The organism is Streptomyces purpureus (genome assembly GCF_014648195.1).
Taxonomy (GTDB): domain Bacteria; phylum Actinomycetota; class Actinomycetes; order Streptomycetales; family Streptomycetaceae; genus Streptomyces; species Streptomyces purpureus.
The window spans coordinates 1-17,208 of the sequence record NZ_BMQQ01000020.1 but is presented as its reverse complement, the minus strand read 5'-3'; the positions used below and the strand labels follow the sequence as shown (position 1 = coordinate 17,208).

Sequence of the window (17,208 nt, the reverse complement as noted above, 5' to 3'; positions counted from 1 at the left end):
CCCGCCACCGGAGGGTGAGGGCATGGCACTTGACACCTCCACCACCCCCACGCCCGCGGGTACGGCCGCCGCGGTCTCCGGCACGGGCCTGCCCGAGCCGGACAAGATCACCGGCCGCGCCCGGCTCATCCTCTTCGTGCTGTGCGCGGCGCAGTTCATGGTCTCGCTGGACTTCTCCGTACTGAACGTGGCGCTGCCTGTCCTCGGCGCCGACCTGGGGCTCAGCCACTCCGCGTTGCAGTGGGCGGTGACCGCGTTCGCGCTGCCGTCCGGCGGTTTCCTGCTGCTGTTCGGCCGGATCGGCGACCTGTTCGGGCGTAAGAAGCTGTTCCTCGGCGGGCTCGCGGTCTTCGGGGCGGCGTCGCTGCTGGCCACGTTCGCCTGGGATCCGGCGTCGTTCCTGACCGGGCGGGCGCTGCAGGGCGTCGGCGCGGCGGCGATCGTGCCGACCGGGATGTCCCTGCTGACCACCACGTTCCCCGAGGGGCCGCTGCGGGACCGGGCGCTCGGTATCTCCGGCACGCTGCTCTCGCTCGGTTTCACCGTCGGCATGCTGCTGGGCGGGGTCATGACCGACACCCTCGGCTGGCGCTCCACGATGGGGCTGCTCGCGCTGTTCACGCTGGTCGTGCTGCCGCTGGCGCCGGGGCTGCTGCCCGAGTCCCGTACGCCGGAGCGGCCGCGCCTGGACGTACCCGGGGCGGTGACCGTCACCGGTGGTCTGCTCGCGGTGATCTACGCCCTGTCCACGGCGGCCGAGCGCGGCTTCGGCCGTACGGACGTGCTGGTGACGCTGGCCGTGGGGCTTGTGCTGCTGGTCGGGTTCGTGGTCGTCGAGTCCCGGCACGCGGCGCCGCTGGTCAAGCTGCCGATGCTGCGGCGGGGCACGGTGGCCTTCGGCAACCTGGGCGGCCTCGTCACCTTCTCGATGATGTCCACGGTCGTCTTCGTGCTGACGCTCCACCTCCAGGAGACGCTGGGTCTTTCCCCCTTCGGCACGGGCCTGATCTTCGGGATCCAGGGCGTGATGTCAGTGGTGGCGGGCATGTTCGCGCCGAGGGTGATCGGCCGGTTCGGCGCGCGGAAGACGCTGGTCGGATCGCTGCTGGGGCAGGGCGTGCTCACGGGTGCGCTGCTGGGTCTCGGCAGCGGGGCCGACGTGGTGCTGGCGACCGTGGCCGTCTCCCTGGCGAGCATGTGCCACCTGGGCGCGATCATCAGCTACGGCCTGACGGTGACCTCGGGCGTCCCGGACGAGGAGCAGGGACTCGCGACGGGTCTGGTGACCACGACCCAGCAGGTCGGCCTCACGGTCGGCATTCCCCTGCTGGGTGTCCTCGCCACGACCCAGGGCGATCTGTTCACCGGCGTGCGGACGGTGTTGGTCCTGGACACGGCGATCGTGCTGGGTGCGGCGCTGCTGGTCGCGGTGGGGCTGCGGCGGGCGCGGGGATGATGCCGTCAGGGCCGGTCGAGGCGGAGCCGCTCCGCCTTGGGGAGGCCCGCGACGACCAGGTCGTACGAGTCCTCGACGAGCTCCCGGACCATCCGGTCCGGGAGCTCCCCCACGACCACGGTGTTCCAGTGGCGCTTGTTCATGTGGTAGCCGGGGGTGATCGCGGGGTACTCCTCGCGCAGCCGTACGGCGTTCTCCGGCTCGCACTTCAGGTTGGCGGTCAGCGGGCGGGCGTCCAGGGCGGCGAGGGCGAACATCTTTCCGGCGACCTTGAAGACGGAGGTCTCGGGGCCGAACGGAAACTCCTCGGTCGCGCCGTTGAAGTCCAGGCAGAACGCCCGCAGCTGCTGCGCCTTCATGACGGTTCACCCTCCGGTTCGACGATCTCCGGTTCCACGAGCACGGTGACGATCTTGTTGCGGCGGCCGGCGGGGGACTCGGCGGTCAGCCGCAGCCGGCGCCCGTCGGGCAGTTCGACGCGGGCGGTGGCGCCCGCGATGGGGACGCGGCCCAGCGCCTTGGCGAGGAGGCCGCCGACCGTCTCCACGTCCTCGTCGTCGTACTCGTCGAAGCCGAAGAGCTCGCCGAGGTCGCCGATGTCGAGGCGGGCGGTGACCCGGAAGCGGTCGTCGCCGAGCTCCTGGACCGGCGGGATCTCCCGGTCGTACTCGTCGGTGATCTCGCCGACGATCTCCTCCAGGATGTCCTCGATGGTGACGATGCCGGCGGTGCCGCCGTATTCGTCGATGACCACGGCCACGTGATTGCGCTGCTGCTGCATCTCTCGCAGCAGGTCACCGGCGTTCTTGGTGTCGGGGACGAACGCGGCCGGGCGCATCGCCGTGGAGACCAGGTCGGACTCGGCCTCGCGGTTGATGTGGGTCCTGCGGGCCAGGTCCTTGAGGTAGACGACGCCGACGATGTCGTCCTCGTTCTCGCCGGTCACGGGGATCCGGGAGAAGCCGGAGCGCAGGGCGAGGGTGAGGGCCTGGCGGATGGTCTTGTACCGCTCGATGCAGACGAGGTCCGTGCGCGGGACCATCACCTCGCGGACGAGGGTGTCGCCGAGCTCGAAGACGGAGTGGACCATGCGCCGCTCGTCGTCCTCGATCAGCGATTCCTGCTCGGCCAGGTCGACCATGGCGCGCAGCTCGGCCTCGGAGGCGAAGGGGCCCTTGCGGAAGCCCTTGCCGGGGGTGAGGGCGTTGCCGATGAGGATCAGCAGCTGCGGGACGGGGCCCATGACGCGGTCGAGCGGCAGCAGGACGTACGCGGCGGCGGTGGCGGTGTTCAGCGGGTGCTGGCGGCCGATGGTGCGCGGTGAGACGCCGACGGCGACATAGCTGACGAGGACCATCACGGCGATGGCGACGGTCAGCGCCTGCCAGGTGCGGGAGAACTCCTGGAGGCAGGCGTAGGTGACGAGGACCCCGGCGGCCATCTCGCAGGCGACCCGCACGAGCAGGGCGACGTTGAGGTAGCGGGTGGGGTCGGCGGCGATCTGGGCGAGCTTGTCGGCGCCGCGCCGCCCGGACCGTACGGCCTCGGCGGCGCGGAAGCTGGAGATACGGGCGACGCCCGCCTCGGCGCAGGCGGCAAGCCAGGCCACGACGACGAGGGCGACGGCTCCGGCGATCAGCTGGACGCTCATGCCGGGCTCAGGAGACGGTCGGCGCCGGGGAGGGGCCGGTGAGGCCCTTCTCCGCACGCCAGCCGTCCACGATGGCCGCCTGGAGGCCGAACATCTCGACCTTCTCGTCGGGCTCCTCGTGGTCGTAGCCGAGCAGGTGCAGCACTCCATGGACGGTGAGGAGCTGGAGCTCCTCGTCCATGGAGTGCTGCGTGGCTGCGTCCTCGCCCTGCTTCTTGGCGACCTCGGGGCAGAGCACGATGTCGCCGAGGAGGCCCTGCGGGGGCTCCTCGTCGTCCTTGGACGGCGGGCGCAGCTCATCCATGGGGAAGGACATGACGTCGGTGGGGCCCGGCAGGTCCATCCACTGGATGTGCAGCTGCTCCATGGCGCCGGCGTCCACGACGATCACCGAGAGCTCGGAGAGCGGGTGGATGCGCATCCGGGTGAGCGCGTAGCGGGCGATGTCGAGGATCGCCTGCTCGTCGACCTCGGTTCCGGACTCGTTGTTGACGTCGATCGACATGGTGCTCTTGGACTACTTCCCGTTGGAGCCGTTGCGGCTGTCGTACTGCTCGTACGCGTCGACGATACGGCCGACGAGCTTGTGCCGGACGACATCCTGCGATGTGAGCAGCGAGAAGTGGACGTCGGGTACCCCGTCGAGGATGTCCCGGACCTGGCGCAGACCGCTCTTCGTGCCGCCGGGGAGGTCGACCTGGGTGACGTCACCGGTGATGACGATCTTCGAGTCGAAGCCGAGGCGGGTGAGGAACATCTTCATCTGCTCGGGGTTCGTGTTCTGCGCCTCGTCGAGGATGATGAACGCGTCGTTGAGCGTGTTGTGCGTCAGCAGGTAGTCCTGCGTGACGTACAGCGAGTCCTCGGCCGCGACCTGGATACAGACGGTTTCCTCCCGGCCCGCGGGTTCGATGGAGTCGATGAACCGCATCGGACGCCCGCCGCCCCCCGACGCTCTGTACACGTCGCGTTTGCGGGCGAGACGGAAGGGCTCGACACCTTCCGGAAGGCGGATGTCGACCGTGTGGGCGTCGTAGCGGTGATTGACCGGGCGCCCACCCGCCCGCCCGGGCGTCCGCCCCTCCGCCGTCCTGCGACGGGTGTACGCGACACCGCCCAGGGACCGGACGAGGGCGATCACGTCGTCGCGAAGGACGATGGAAGTGGTCGTGTACTGGATCCGGCAGGTGCGGTCGGTCTGCGTGACCGGGCCGCCGTCGGAGTCCAGCAGGCCCTGGAGCACCGCGAGACGGACGTCGGCGGAGTTGTTCAGGTAGTCGTCCGGGACGAACTTGGAGTGCGACCGGGTGCCGACCAGGTCAAGCTGCCGCAGCATCGCAGTGACGGGATTCGCCAGCGTGATCACGTCGCCCGCCTCCGTGATGCGGTTCAGGACGTAGTCGGGTCCGCCCTTGGCTCGCGCGACGACTCCGGGCAGAGCCGCCTCCAGCGCCTCCGCCAGCTCGGGATCCTCGGTCGAGAACGCCGGGGTGGTGGAGCCTGTCAGGCAACCGTCTCCCAGCAGCAGTCCGAGCGCGTAGGGGTCCATGGGGACCTCCCGCTCCGGGAGGCTGACCGGCGCGGTGAGCAGCGGCAGCTCGTACCGGCGGGCGTGGGCCGCGCGGAGGTTGCCGATCATCTCCTGCGTCTCCAGGACCCGCCACGGCTTGTTACGACGCGCGTCATCACGCGTCCTGACCGTCCACAGGTGCTCGCCGCAGCACAGGGTCCAGGAGCCGTCCTGGGCGGAGACCCGGTAGATGTCCCTCTCGCCCTGCGGATAGACACCGAGGACCGGTGTGGGCTCTCCGTTGGAACCGATGACCAGGTCACCGACCTGGAGGTCGCCGATGGGGCGCCAGCCGTCCGGCGTCAAAACGTTCGTAAAGACTGGCTGACTGCGGCCCCTCATGTACGCCAGGGGCGCGACCTCGATCGTCCCGCTCGCCATCAGCTTGGGGATGGAGTCGGGGTCGAGCATGTCGTGCAGCGCGTCGTACAGCGGCCGCAGGTAGGGGTCGATCTTCTCGTAGAGCGTGCCGGGCAGGAAGCCGAGCCGCTCGCCCGCCTCGACGGCGGGCCGGGTCAGGATGATCCGGGTGACCTGCTTGGACTGCAGGGCCTGGACCGCCTTGGCCATGGCGAGGTAGGTCTTGCCCGTGCCGGCGGGGCCGATGCCGAAGACGATCGTGTGCTTGTCGATCGCGTCGACGTACCGCTTCTGGTTGAGGGTCTTGGGGCGGATCGTGCGGCCACGGCTGGAGAGGATGTTCTGCGTGAGCACCTCGGCCGGGGTCTCCGGGCCGTCCCCGATTCCGGTCTCGCTCGCCCTGAGCATGGCGATCGAGCGTTCCACTGCGTCCTCCGTCATCGGCTGTCCGGTGCGGAGCACCAGCATCATCTCGTCGAACAGGCGTTGGATGAGCGCGACTTCACCCGGGTCGCCGACCGCGCTGACCTGATTGCCGCGGACGTGGATGTCGGCGCCCGGGAACGCCTTCTCGATCACGCGCAACAGGGCGTCGCCGGAGCCGAGGACCGTCACCATGGGGTGCTTGGCGGGGACGGTGAAGTGGGCTCGCGCCTCTCCCGGCGCCGGGGTCTGGGCTGTGGGTGTCTGAGTCATGGGCCGGCACTGTGGCCTGCGCATACCTCCTGTTGCAGGGTTCTCGCCGCTCGACAACCTCTGGAGTACCAGCGTACGACGTGCCACTGACAAGGCCGAGGGCTTTTCCGGGACGGGATACGCGGCCCCGGGCCGGGCCGAGGCGGGGGGCCCAGTCAGGCCGAGCGGCGGAAGCCGATGGTCGGTACGGCCCTGCGCAGCGGTACGGGCCCGGCCAGGGGCGGCACCAGGCCCTCCAGGAAGGCGTAGCGGCTCAAGGCGGCGGCGTCCTGGCGGGGATGGTTGCGGACCTGCTGCCACCAGGCGGCGACCTCGTTCCAGCCGGGCGCGGAGAGTGACCCGCCGAACTCCTGGACGGACAGGGCCGCGATCAGCCCGCCGAAGGCGAGCCGGTCGGCGAGCGGCCACTGGGCGAGGGTGCCGGTGACGAATCCGGCGACGAAGACGTCGCCCGCGCCGGTCGGGTCGAGCGCGGCCACCTCGATGGCGGGGACCTCGGCGGTCTCGCCGGTGGCGCCGTCGACGGCGTAGGCGCCTTCGGCGCCGAGGGTGACGACGGCGTAGCGCACCTTGTCGGCCAGGGCCCGGGCGGCGGCCCTGGGGCAGTCGGTGCGGGTGTAGCGCATCGCCTCCTGGGCGTTGGGCAGGAACGCCTCGCAGTGCTCCAGGTCGGCCAGGCCCCTCAGGTCCCAGCGGCCGCTCTCGTCCCAGCCGACGTCCGCGAAGATGCGGGCCCCGCCGCCGGCGGCCTCGGCGACCCACTCCTCGCTGCGGCCGGGCACGAGCGAGGCGACGGCGGCACGCGCGCGTGGCGGGTATTCGGGCAGGGCGCCGTCCAGGGGCGGGGCGTCCAGCGGTGGGGCGTCGTGGCCGTGGGAGACCATCGTGCGTTCGCCCTCGTACGCCATGGAGACGGTGACCGGGGAGTGCCAGCCGGGCACGGTGCGCGACAGGGACAGGTCGATGCCCTCGCCCTGTTCCAGGGCGTCCCAGCAGTACTCGCCGTAGTGGTCGTCGCCGAAGGCGGCGGCGAGGGAGGTGCGCAGCCCCATGCGGGCGAGCGCGGTGGCCATGTTGGCGACACCGCCGGGGCTGGATCCCATGCCGCGGGCCCAGGACTCGGTGCCGCGTACGGGCGCGCTGTCGAGGCCGGTGAAGATGATGTCGAGGAAGACCGTGCCGGTGAGGAAGACGTCGCAGGCGGGGTCGGCCGGGGCGCGCAACGCGCGCAACGGGTCGACTCCGGTGGTGCGTTGTGGTTTCTCTCCTCTGACTGTGGTCACGGCAGGCTCCCCGGTCGTGGGTCGGATCTTGCCAGTGTGCCCGATGGGAGCCGGGGTCAACGGGGTATCGCCACGCGACAAATTGCAGCGCCTACCCGGCAGCACAGGCGACAAAACCGATTGTGACCCAGATCACATTGAACTGCCTTCTCCGGCGCCTCGGACACTTGATACAAATTGGCCGCGATCCCGTGCGACACCGGGCGCTTCTCCCTTTCCGTTCCGCCCCAAGGGCGTGACGGCACTCCCCATTTCAGCTTCTTCCGCACTGGAACGCCCATGCCGTCGCGCCGTCGCGCCCCGTGGCCCCTCGTCGCCCTTTTCACCGCCGGCTATCTCGCCGCGTATCTCCTGCCGACCGTCGTCGGCCGGCTCTCCGCCGGGCTCGGTCTCGCGCCCGCGCAGGCCGGTCTGGTGGGCTCGACCCTGCTGCTCGCCTCGGCCGCCGCCGGTTTCACGCTCGCCGCGCGCGTGGAGCGGTACGGGCCGCGCCGGCTGGCCCGGATCGGTCTCGGCCTGGCCGTCGCCGGCTACGGCTGCGCCGCGCTGGTCTCGTACGTACCCCTCGTCGTCGCGGGCGCGACCGTGGGCGGCTTCGGCTCCGGTACGGCGACGGCGGTCGCCGCGGCCGGGATCGCCGCCCAGCGCGATCCGCACCGGGCCTCGGCGCTCGGGCTGCTGTCGGTGTCGGCGACGGCCGGCGCGCTCTACCTGACCATCCCGCGCCTCGGCGGCGGCCACGCGCTGCCGTTCGCCTCGATCGCACTGGTCGCGGCGGCGGTGTGGACGGTGACCGGCCGGCTGCCCGGCCCGTCCCGGGCCGTGGCCGCGACGGCCCCCACGGGCCGCGTGCCGCATCTGCGGTCCGGCACCGTCCTCGCCGCCGCGATCCTGCTGTGGGCCCTGGCGCAGAACGCCCTGTGGGGCGTCAGCGGCCGGATCGGGCTGACCCAGGCCGGTCTGTCGGAGGTCACGGTCGGCGCGGTCTTCGCGGTGGCGCTGGGCGCCGGTCTTGCCGGGGTGACGGCGGCCGGGGCGCTGGGCGCCCGCCTCGGCCGGGCGGTGCCGATCGGCGCGGGCACGGTCCTCATCGCCGCCTGTGTGGCGTTGAGTTCCCGGGCCGGGAACCTGGCCGCCTTCGCCACCGGCGAGATCCTCTGGAACACCTTCTACCCGGTGGTCCTGTCGTACCTGATCGGCCTCGCGGCCTCCCTGGACCCGCGCGGCCGCTGGGCGGTCTGGGTGGGCTCGGCGTCCTCGCTGGGGGTGGCCTGCGGGCCGGTCACCGGCAGTGTCCTGTCGGAGGCGGCCGGCTACCCCGGCATGGGTACGGTCCTGGCCGCGGCTCTGCTGCTCGTCGCGGTCCCGATGACGGCGGTCGCCCTGCACACCTCGGGCCGCCCGCTGGTGCCCGGCTCGGTCCGCCGCCGCGGCGGCGCCCCGGCGGCGGTGCTGGCCGGGACGGCCGGCACGGCGGCCGCGGCGGGCGGACTGCTGCCGCAGATGGGCGCCCCCGAGCAGGAGGTCGCCGAGATCGACGTACCGGTCCCGGCCCGGCGCGCCTTCCGTCTGTCGTCGGGGGCGCGCCGTACGGGCGCCCGTCAGTCGAAGGCGTACGCCTCCACCTCGGCGAGGTAGCGCGCCCTGCGCTCCTCGTCGTCGTCGAGGAAGGACGCCTCGAAGGAGTTGCGGGCGAGCTCCCGCAGCCGCTCCGGGCCGAGGCCCAGCGTGTCCCGTACGGCGTCGAAGGTGTCCCCGACGTAGCCGCCGAAGTAGGCAGGGTCGTCGGAGTTGACGGTGACCAGCAGGCCGGCCTCCATCATCGCCGGCAGGGGGTGGTCCGCCAGGGTGTCCACGGCCCGCAGCCGTACGTTCGACAGCGGGCACACCGTCAGCGGCACCCGGTCCCGTACCAGCCGCGCCACCAGCTCCGGGTCCTCCATCGCCCGCAGGCCGTGGTCGATCCGCTCGACCCCGAGGACGTCGAGGGCCTCGCGGATGTAGGCCGGCGGGCCCTCCTCCCCCGCGTGGGCGACCTTGCGCAGCCCGAGCGCCTCGGCCGCCGCGTACACCTCACGGAAGTCCGACGGCGGGTGCCCGGCCTCGGCCGAGTCGAGGCCGACGGCGGAGATCCGGTGCAGGTACGGCTTCGCGTCCTCCAGGGTGGCGAGCGCGGAGGCGGCGGGCAGATCGCGCAGGAAGCACATGATGAGGCGGGTCGAGATGCCGTGCCGCTCCTCGCTGTGGTCCAGCGCGCGGGCCAGGCCCTCGACGACCGTGCCGAGGGAGACACCGCGGGCGGTGTGCGCCTGCGGGTCGAAGAAGATCTCGGCGTGGCGCACGCCCTGTTCGGCGGCGCGGGCCAGATAGGCCTCGGCGAGCTCGGCGAAGTCGTCGACCGTGTGCAGGGCGTTCGTCAGCCCGTAGTACAGGTCCAGGAAGGACTGCAGATCGCTGAAGTCGTACGCCCGGCGCAGCTCCTCGGTGCCGGCGTACGGCAGGCGGACGCCGTTGCGGGAGGCGAGAGCGAAGGCGAGCTCCGGTTCGAGGGTGCCTTCGATGTGGACGTGCAGTTCGGCCTTGGGCAGGGGCATGGTGACTTTCTCGCGCTCGGGGGTCTACCGCTTGGGGAGAGGGACTCTGATCAGGTCCTGGGCGATGGTGAGTTCGCCGTCGAACCCGGCGTCGCGGGCCTGCCGCTCGAACAGGTCGGGGTCGCTGTAGCGCTGCGAGAAGTGGGTCAGCACGAGGTGGCGTACCCCCGCGTCCCTGGCGACGGCCGCGGCCTGGCCGGCGGTCAGATGGCCGTGGTCGGTGGCGAGCCGGACGTCCTCGTCGAGGAAGGTCGACTCGATGACCAGCATGTCGGCGCCGTCGGCGAGGGTGTGCACGCCGTCGCAGAGCCGGGTGTCCATGACGAACGCGAAGCGCTGTCCGCGGCGGACCTCGCTGACCTGGTCGAGGCCGACGCCGTCGAGCGCGCCCTCGCGCTGGATCCGGCCGACGTCCGGGCCGGTGATGCCGTGTTCGGCGAGCTTCTCGGGCAGCATCCGGAGCCGGTCGGGCTCGGTGAGCCGGTAGCCGTACGACTCGACGGGGTGCGACAGCTTGTGGGCGTCGAGGGTGTACGCCTCGGTGACCGCGAGGGGGCCGTCGGCGGCGACCGGGGCCTGGATCAGGTCGACGGTCTCGCGGTAGGCGGTGGCGTACCGCAGCCGCTCGAAGAACCGCTGCCCGCTGGCCGGGTAGTGGGCGGTGACGGGGTGCGGGACCTGGTCGAGGTTGATGCGCTGGACGACCCCGGCGAGGCCGAGGGAGTGGTCGCCGTGGAAGTGCGTGACGCAGATCCGGTCGATGTCGTGGGCGGCGACCCCGGCACGCAGCATCTGCCGCTGCGTGCCCTCGCCGGGGTCGAAGAGGATGCCCTGGCCGTCCCAGCGCAGCAGATAGCCGTTGTGGTTGCGGTGGCGGGTGGGGACCTGGCTTGCGGTGCCGAGGACGACGAGTTCGCGTACGGACATTATCCGGGCGGCCAGTTGAGGCCACGGCCGCCGAGGACGTGGGCGTGCGCGTGGAAGACGGTCTGCCCGGCGCCGGTGCCGGTGTTGAAGACCACGCGGTAGCCGGTGCCCTCGGTCTTCTCCTGCGCGGCGACCTCCCCGGCCTCCCGCAGTATGTCCGCGGCGATCTGCGGCTCGGCGGTGGCGAGCGAGGTCGCGTCGGGGTAGTGGACCCGGGGGATGACGAGGACGTGGCTGGGCGCCTGCGGGTTGATGTCGCGGAAGGCGACGGTGGTCGGCGTCTCCCGGACGACGGTCGCGGGCACGTCCCCCGCCACGATCTTGCAGAACAGGCAGTCAGCCTGCGGCTCTCCGGCCATGGCCTGGCTCTCCTCGTCTGTCGACGATCAGTCAGTTACGGGGTGCATGCTAGCCGCCCGGGGCGGTGGCGACGGGTGTGGGCCGGGGTGGCGGCGGGCGCGGAGGTCGCGGCGCGGGACGGGGTGGCGACGGGGCGCGGGGCGGACGGGCGGGGTCGGACTCACCGCGGGGCGCGGGGCGGCAGGGGCGTACCGGCGCCCGCGGACGTCACCGCGGGCACGGGCGGGACTCACCGCGGGCACGGGCGGACAGGCGAGGCCGGACTCCCCGGGAGGCGCGGCCGCGGCAGGCCCCATGGGCGGGCCCGGACGTCACCGAGAGGCGCGGGGGCCTCAGCCCTTGGGGGCCCGGCGGTTCAGGGCCGCGCGGCTGGCCCAGTACGTGATCACGACCGTCCAGAACAGCAGCGCGCCCACGGGGCCGACAACGCTCGCGCTCAGCGTCGGCAGCGCGACGACCAGGAGCGAGTGCAGGCCCAGCAGGGCGACCGCCACGGCCATGGCGATGGCCGGGCGGCAACGGCGCGCCACCAGCAGCATCGGGCGGCGCAGCCTGGGCGGCACCCGGCGCAGCATCCACAGCGCCCACGCCGCCCACAGGCCGGCCAGCACCAGCGCGCCCACCGCCTCGGCCATCAGCACCGACGATCCGTCGGCGCCCCTCCGCAGCTGGGCCGAGCCCGCCGTGGCCGCGACGACGCCGGCCAGGGCCACCCAGCGGGCGCCCGCCGCCGTCCCCCAGGCCATGGTCTCCAGGTTGTAGCGGGCCTCCCGGTCCTCCAGGTCGAGCGCCGCGGACTCGACGAACCCCTCGGCGGCCCGGGTCCACGACCCGGGCCGCCAGCGGCGCCGCATGTGGATCAGGGAGAGGTTGTTGTGGGCCTCGCTGCTGTCCGGGTTGAGCCGCAGCGCGGTCTCGTAGGCCCGCTGCGCGGTCTTGAGGTCGCCCATCCGCTGGGCGGTGATCCCGACGAGGAAGTGCGCCGCGTCCTCCTCCGGCGCCAGGGTGACCGCCGTCCGGGCCGCCTCGTACGCCTGCGGGCGCCGCGCCCGTACCCCGCCGCGGTCGATGGCGGTGCCGAGCGCGAGGTGGCCGCCCCAGTGGTGCGGGGCGAGCTGGACGGCGCGGTACGCGGCCTGCTCGGCCTGCCCGTAAGCGCGCAGGGCGAGCAGGACGTCCGTACGGACCAGCCAGGCCGAGACCCGCTCGGGGTCGGCGTGCAGGGCCTGGTCGACGGTGGTCAGCGCGCCGGGCGCGTCCTTCAGCCGGAGGCGGCAGCGGGCGAGGAGGACCAGCGCGGCCGCGTCGTCGGGTTCGGTGGCCAGATGGTCGGCGAGCAGCGCGGCGGCCTGGTCGTGGCGGCCGACGTCGTAGAGCACGTCGGCCCGTTCCAGGGCCGCGCTCACAGCACCTTGTTCCGGTCGTGGGTGATGCTGAGCAGGTTTGGTACGAGTCCCAGCCAGAAGAGCCACTGGGGCACGCCGCGTTCGGTCCACGGCACGACGACGATCAGCAGCGCGCAGAGGGTGGCCCAGGCCGCCTGGCCGAGGACGACCCGCGCCCAGAACTCCCGCCGCACCAGGGAGCGTACGGTCAGCCGGGCGCCGGTACGCATCTTCCGGTAGCGGCGCCAGGCCCCGAAGCCCCAGACGGCGGCCATCAGGCACAGCGCCCACAGCCGGGTCCCCCATGGCACGGGGAGCTCCTTCGCCTCGCCGCCGGTCGGGAAGACGTCGGCGGTGACGGCGGCCATGAGGAGGCAGAGCAGGGCCAGCCAGCGCGTGCCGCGCAGCATCCGGTAGACGGCCCCGTCGAGGTGCGAGCGCAGGCCGGGCTGGTCGGGCACGACGGACAGCGCGTCGGCGTAGGTCGTGGCGGCCTGCGCGGCGCTGGTGCCGGGCGCGGCGGCCGTCTTCTCCGCGGTGAGGAGGACGCCGAACCCGTCCGCCGGGTCGATGCGGAGCATCTGGCGGCGCGCCTCGTCGCACAGGTCCTGGCGCCTGTTGAAGGCGGCGGTCTTCCACAGCGCGTGCCAGGCCTTGGTCTCGTCGGGCGCGATCCGTACGGCCTCCAGGCCTTCCTGGAGGGCTTCTTCCACCCGACCGAGATTGATGAGCATCTCGCCGCGGTCGGCGTGGGCCGGCCAGTGGTCGGGGTTGACCCGCAGGGCGTCGCGCATCCCCGCCTCCGCGGCGGCCAGGTCCCCGGAGCTGCGCAGCGCGCAGGCCCGTACGTAGTGCGCGTCGGACCGTTCGGGGGTCAGGCTGATGACCGCCTCGGCAGTGCGCAGGGCCTCCTGGTGCCGCTTGCTGAACTGCTGGCAGCGGGCGAGCAGCAGCAGGGCCTCGGCGTCGTCGGGGGCGCTCGCGACCTGCCGGGCGAGCAGTTCCATCGCCTGCTCGTAGCGGTTCGCGTGGTAGAGCAGGCGGGCCTGTTCGGTCAGCGGCGATGCGGTGCTGCTCACAGTTTGCGCTTCTTCTTCAGGTAGGCGAGGAGGTCGTCGTACATGCCGCCTTCGTTGGCGAACATGGCGACGTTGCGGGCGGAGGCGAACCACGGCTCGGTGGAGGGCCGGATCTGCTTGGCCGCGCCGAGCAGGTCCTTCATGCCGATCATCCGTACGGTGCCGGTGCGGGCGGAGTCGAGGAGCGCGGACTCGGCGGCGCTGTCGCAGAGGTGGGCGAGGTCGGCGCCGGAGAAGTCCTCGGTGGCCTTGACGAGTTTGCCCAGATCGACGGCTTCGATGGGGCGTTCGCGCAGGTGGTAGCGGAGGATCGCCTCGCGGGCGGCGGCGTCCGGGGGCAGCACGAGCAGGGTGCGGTCGAGCCGGCCGGGGCGGCGCAGCGCGATGTCCACGTCCCAGGGGACGTTGGTCGCGGCGAGGACGAACAAGCCTTCATTGTCGGAGCTGTTGATGCCGTCGAGCTCGGTGAGGAGCTGGTTGACGACATTGCGCAGACCGCCGTGGTGGGTGCGGCTGCGCTTGGCGCCGAGGGCGTCGAGCTCGTCGAGGAAGACGACGCAGGGGGCCTGGCGGCGGGCGGTCTCGAAGATGTCGTGGACGTTCCTCTCGGAGTTGCCGATCCACATGTCGAGGATGTCGGAGAGCGAGATCGACATGAAGTTCGCGCCGAGTTCACCGGCGACGGCACGCGCGATGAAGGTCTTGCCGCAGCCGGGCGGACCGTAGAGGAGGAGACCGCCGCGCAGCGACTTGCCGTACAGCTTGCGCAGTTCGGGGTTGCGCATGGGCGCGAGGAAGGCCGCCTCCAGGCGCTCCTTGACCTCGTACATGCCGCCGACGTCGGCGAGGCGTACAGCCCCGGGGGCGTCGACGTCCCAGGCGCTCGCGTCGCCCGGGTCGCCGCTTCCGTCGGCGGCCAGCGGCTGTTCGACGAACCGGGGTCCCACGACGTCACCGACCTCATGCTCGGCGGCGTCCCAGTCGAAGGCGGGCGTGGTGGCGGGGGCGTCGGAGGGGGGCTGGGGTGTGGGGGCCGGGGTCTCGGGCGTGGGAGCCGAGGGGGCCGAGGGGGCCGAAGGGGCAGCCGGGGGCTGCGGCAGGCCCATCGCCCGTACCATCAGCGCCCGCGCCGCCTCGTCGCCCGGCGCGTGCTGGAGCGCGACGGCCGCCTCGGTCACGGCCTCGTCGTTCCGGCCCTCGGCGAGCAGGAGTTCGGCGAAGTGCAGCCGCAGGGGTACGTCGTCGGGCGCGGCGGCCACCGCCGCGCGCAGACTCCGGATCAGGGGGGACTCGTCGGACATGCGGACACCCTATGGATGGCGCCCGGAAATCATGTCACCGGGTCGCGAAGAGGCGCCTAGGGTGAGGCCGATGAGACGTGAACGCGTACCGCGCAGGCTGGTCGTGGGCGAGACGGTCTGGCTGTGGTCGGTCGGCCATATGCACACGGTCCCCGACGCACCGGGGCGTCCCCGCTACCCCGACTGCCGCGAAGTACTGACCGTGCGCCGGGCGGACGCGCGCCACGCCCAGCTGCGGATCGTGTTCCGGGGCGGTGCCGGCCGGCTCGTACCCGACGGCACCGGCCCGAGTGGCGTGATCCGGGACGCCACCGGCGAGGTGCTGAACCTGCACGAACCGGGCGTGGTCCGCCGCCTCGTGGACGCGGCGACGGACCGTGGTGTGCTGCCCGCGGCCCATGGAGTGGCCGAGACGGACGGCTGGGCGCTCCTCGGGGCGTAGGCCCGCGTTCCTGTTGGTCGTCAGCTCCAGCGGCCCGTACGGCCGAGGAGGAGCGCCGTCGCCGCCGTGCCGGCCGTGGAGGTGCGCAGGACGCTGGGGCCCAGGCGGTACGGCTGGGCGCCGGCCTCCGCGAACGCGGCCAGCTCCTCCGGGGACACGCCGCCCTCCGGGCCGACGACGAGCACGATGTCGCCCTCGGTGGGGACTTCGGCGGTGGCCAGCGCGTCGCTCTTGTGGTTGCGGTCCTCGTGCAGCACCGCCGCGAAGTCCGCCGTGGCGAGGAACGCGGCGACCTGCTTGGTCGTCATCGCGTCCGCGACCTCGGGGAAGCGGGTCCGGCGCGACTGCTTGCCCGCCTCGCGCGCGGTGGCCCGCCATTTCGCGAGTGACTTGGCGCCCCGGTCGCCCTTCCACTGCGTGACGCAGCGGGAGGCGGCCCACGGCACGATCGCGTCGACGCCGGTCTCCGTCATGATCTCGACGGCCAGTTCGCCACGGTCGCCCTTGGGCAGGGCCTGGACGACGGTGATACGGGGCGTGGGCGCCGGGTCCTCGTACGCCGCCGTGACCTCCACGGTCAGCCGGTCCTTCCCCTCCGCGGAGAGGACCGCGCACGGCGCCCAGTGTCCCCGCCCGTCGGTCAGGACGAGCTCCTCGCCCGCGCGCAGGCGCTTCACGGAGACGGCGTGCCGGCCCTCGGGGCCGTCCAGGAGGAACGTGCCCCCCGGCGCGGGGACGGTGTCGACGACGAAAACGGGGGCGGTCATGACGCGTTCCTCCGGGTCAGCGCGGCGCGGGCGGCGTCGAGTTCGGCCACCAGGACGTCGACGAGCTGGGCGGCGGGCAGTTCGCGGGCCATCCGGTGGCCCTGGCCGGCCCACAGGGCCATGCCCTGGGGATCGCCCGCGGTCGCGGCGGCCTTGCGCAGGGGGGAGGTGAGGTGGTGCACCTCGGGGTAGGCGGCGGGGGCGTACGGGCCGTGCTCTCGCATGAAGCGGTTGACCAGGCCGCGCGCCGGGCGCCCGGAGAACGCGCGGGTCAGCTCCGTGCGGGTGAACAGCGGATTGGTCATGGCCTGCTTGTGCAGGGCGTGCGCGCCGGACTCGGGGCACACCAGGAACGCGGTACCGAGCTGGGCGGCGTCCGCGCCGGCGGCGAGCACCCCGGCGATCTGCCCGCCACGCATGAGCCCGCCGGCCGCGACGACCGGCATCGGGACGGCCTCGCGGACCTGCGTGACCAGCGAGAGCAGGCCGACGCCCGCGCGGTCGCCGGCGGGGTCGTCGCGGTGGGTGCCCTGGTGCCCGCCGGCCTCCACGCCCTGGACGCAGACGGCGTCCGCTCCGGCCCAGCGGGCCGCCTGGGCCTCCTCGGGGCTGGTGACGGTGACGACGGTGTACGTGCCCACGCGCGCGAGGGCGTCGAGGGTCTCCCGGGTCGGGCAGCCGAAGGTGAACGAGACGACGGGGACGGGGTCCTCGACGAGGATGGCCAGCTTGGCGTCGTACCCGTCGTCACGGCCGGAGTCCGGGTCGCCGAGCGGCGTCTTGTACCAGGAGGCCTCGCCCGCGAGCTGATGCCGGTAGACGTCGACGGCCGAGGCGTCGGCCTGCCCGGCCTGCGGCATGAAGAGGTTGACTCCGAACGGCCGGCCGGTCAGCCCACGGACCTGCTTGATCTCCTGGTACATGCCGTCGGCGGTCTTGTACCCGGCGGCGAGAAAGCCGAGCCCGCCGGCCTCGGAGACGGCGGCCGCGAGCTGCGGACCGGAAGCGCCACCCGCCATGGGGGCCTGCACGATCGGATGACGACAGAGATCGCTCAGTGCGGAGGACATGCAGGCATGGTGTCACGCCGGGCCGACAGCCCCGGCACCCGGTGCGGCCTTGCGTACGGCGCCGGGGGGCGGGGGCGAGGTGCCGCGCCCGGTACGACGAACCCGCCGCCCGGGCGGACCGGACGGCGGGGCCGTGGGAAGAGCCGGGCGGGGCTACCGCCCGTCGAACGCGTCCTTCAGCCGCGAGAACAAGCCCTGCTGGCCCGGCTGACCATGCTGACCCGGGGGCCGACCCCCGGACCCCCAGCAGGGCGCGCTACCGCCCGT

16 protein-coding genes are annotated in these 17,208 nt (G+C 72.8%); 3 read left to right on the top strand and 13 right to left on the bottom strand.

Annotated features, from left to right (window positions below; all coding sequences use genetic code 11):
* Positions 1-22: 22 nt before the first annotated feature.
* Positions 23-1,456, top strand: a complete 1,434-nt coding sequence (locus IEZ01_RS23280) for an MFS transporter (RefSeq protein WP_189203568.1) — start codon at positions 23-25, stop codon at positions 1,454-1,456.
* A 5-nt stretch (positions 1,457-1,461) separates the two neighbouring features.
* Here IEZ01_RS23280 and IEZ01_RS23275 read toward each other — a convergent pair whose 3' ends face one another.
* The 5 genes from IEZ01_RS23275 to IEZ01_RS23255 form a co-directional block, all read right to left on the bottom strand.
* Positions 1,462-1,815 (bottom strand): MmcQ/YjbR family DNA-binding protein, encoded by a 354-nt coding sequence (locus IEZ01_RS23275; RefSeq protein WP_019886175.1) that lies wholly within the window; start codon positions 1,813-1,815, stop codon positions 1,462-1,464.
* Positions 1,812-3,107, bottom strand: coding sequence for a hemolysin family protein (locus tag IEZ01_RS23270; protein WP_019886176.1), 1,296 nt, complete (start codon positions 3,105-3,107; stop codon positions 1,812-1,814). The genes IEZ01_RS23275 and IEZ01_RS23270 overlap by 4 nt, the downstream gene beginning before the upstream one ends.
* Before the next feature lie 7 nt (positions 3,108-3,114).
* Complete coding sequence (gene ybeY / locus IEZ01_RS23265; RefSeq protein ID WP_189203566.1) at positions 3,115-3,612, bottom strand: rRNA maturation RNase YbeY; 498 nt, start codon at positions 3,610-3,612, stop codon at positions 3,115-3,117.
* Positions 3,613-3,624: 12 nt separating this feature from the next.
* A complete protein-coding gene (locus IEZ01_RS23260; RefSeq protein ID WP_189203564.1) occupies positions 3,625-5,733 on the bottom strand; it encodes a PhoH family protein in 2,109 nt (702 codons plus the stop codon).
* 155 nt (positions 5,734-5,888) lie between these two features.
* Positions 5,889-7,016: a carbohydrate kinase family protein gene (locus IEZ01_RS23255; RefSeq protein ID WP_052185634.1), complete on the bottom strand. Its 1,128-nt coding sequence runs from the start codon at positions 7,014-7,016 to the stop codon at positions 5,889-5,891.
* Positions 7,017-7,295: 279 nt separating this feature from the next.
* Here IEZ01_RS23255 and IEZ01_RS23250 point away from each other — a divergent pair, with 279 nt between their 5' ends.
* The gene (locus IEZ01_RS23250; protein WP_189203562.1) at positions 7,296-8,654 is read left to right on the top strand and encodes an MFS transporter; all 1,359 of its coding nucleotides are present in this window, start codon (positions 7,296-7,298) and stop codon (positions 8,652-8,654) included.
* On the opposite strand, the gene IEZ01_RS23245 is transcribed toward IEZ01_RS23250, so the two are convergent.
* From IEZ01_RS23245 to IEZ01_RS23220, 6 genes are all read right to left on the bottom strand, one after another.
* Complete coding sequence (locus IEZ01_RS23245) at positions 8,618-9,610, bottom strand: adenosine deaminase (protein WP_019886181.1); 993 nt, start codon at positions 9,608-9,610, stop codon at positions 8,618-8,620. The genes IEZ01_RS23250 and IEZ01_RS23245 overlap by 37 nt on opposite strands.
* A 24-nt stretch (positions 9,611-9,634) precedes the next feature.
* Positions 9,635-10,537, bottom strand: coding sequence for a ribonuclease Z (locus tag IEZ01_RS23240; protein WP_019886182.1), 903 nt, complete (start codon positions 10,535-10,537; stop codon positions 9,635-9,637).
* Positions 10,537-10,896, bottom strand: coding sequence for a histidine triad nucleotide-binding protein (locus tag IEZ01_RS23235; protein ID WP_019886183.1), 360 nt, complete (start codon positions 10,894-10,896; stop codon positions 10,537-10,539). Before IEZ01_RS23235 ends, IEZ01_RS23240 begins: the two co-directional genes overlap by 1 nt.
* A gap of 333 nt (positions 10,897-11,229) precedes the next feature.
* The gene (locus IEZ01_RS23230; protein WP_189203560.1) at positions 11,230-12,303 is read right to left on the bottom strand and encodes a tetratricopeptide repeat protein; all 1,074 of its coding nucleotides are present in this window, start codon (positions 12,301-12,303) and stop codon (positions 11,230-11,232) included.
* Positions 12,300-13,361 (bottom strand): tetratricopeptide repeat protein, encoded by a 1,062-nt coding sequence (locus IEZ01_RS23225; RefSeq protein ID WP_019886186.1) that lies wholly within the window; start codon positions 13,359-13,361, stop codon positions 12,300-12,302. Before IEZ01_RS23225 ends, IEZ01_RS23230 begins: the two co-directional genes overlap by 4 nt.
* Entirely contained in the window at positions 13,358-14,662 is a 1,305-nt protein-coding gene (locus tag IEZ01_RS23220; RefSeq protein ID WP_189203557.1) for an ATP-binding protein, read from the bottom strand. The genes IEZ01_RS23225 and IEZ01_RS23220 overlap by 4 nt, the downstream gene beginning before the upstream one ends.
* A 70-nt stretch (positions 14,663-14,732) precedes the next feature.
* Between IEZ01_RS23220 and IEZ01_RS23215 the strand changes: the two genes are divergently transcribed.
* Positions 14,733-15,104, top strand: coding sequence for a hypothetical protein (locus tag IEZ01_RS23215; RefSeq protein WP_028797509.1), 372 nt, complete (start codon positions 14,733-14,735; stop codon positions 15,102-15,104).
* 20 nt (positions 15,105-15,124) lie between these two features.
* Here IEZ01_RS23215 and IEZ01_RS23210 read toward each other — a convergent pair whose 3' ends face one another.
* Both IEZ01_RS23210 and IEZ01_RS23205 read right to left on the bottom strand, forming a co-directional pair.
* Positions 15,125-15,871 (bottom strand): 16S rRNA (uracil(1498)-N(3))-methyltransferase, encoded by a 747-nt coding sequence (locus IEZ01_RS23210; RefSeq protein ID WP_019886190.1) that lies wholly within the window; start codon positions 15,869-15,871, stop codon positions 15,125-15,127.
* Entirely contained in the window at positions 15,868-16,941 is a 1,074-nt protein-coding gene (locus tag IEZ01_RS23205) for a nitronate monooxygenase (protein ID WP_028797510.1), read from the bottom strand. The genes IEZ01_RS23210 and IEZ01_RS23205 overlap by 4 nt, the downstream gene beginning before the upstream one ends.
* Positions 16,942-17,208 lie beyond the last annotated feature (267 nt).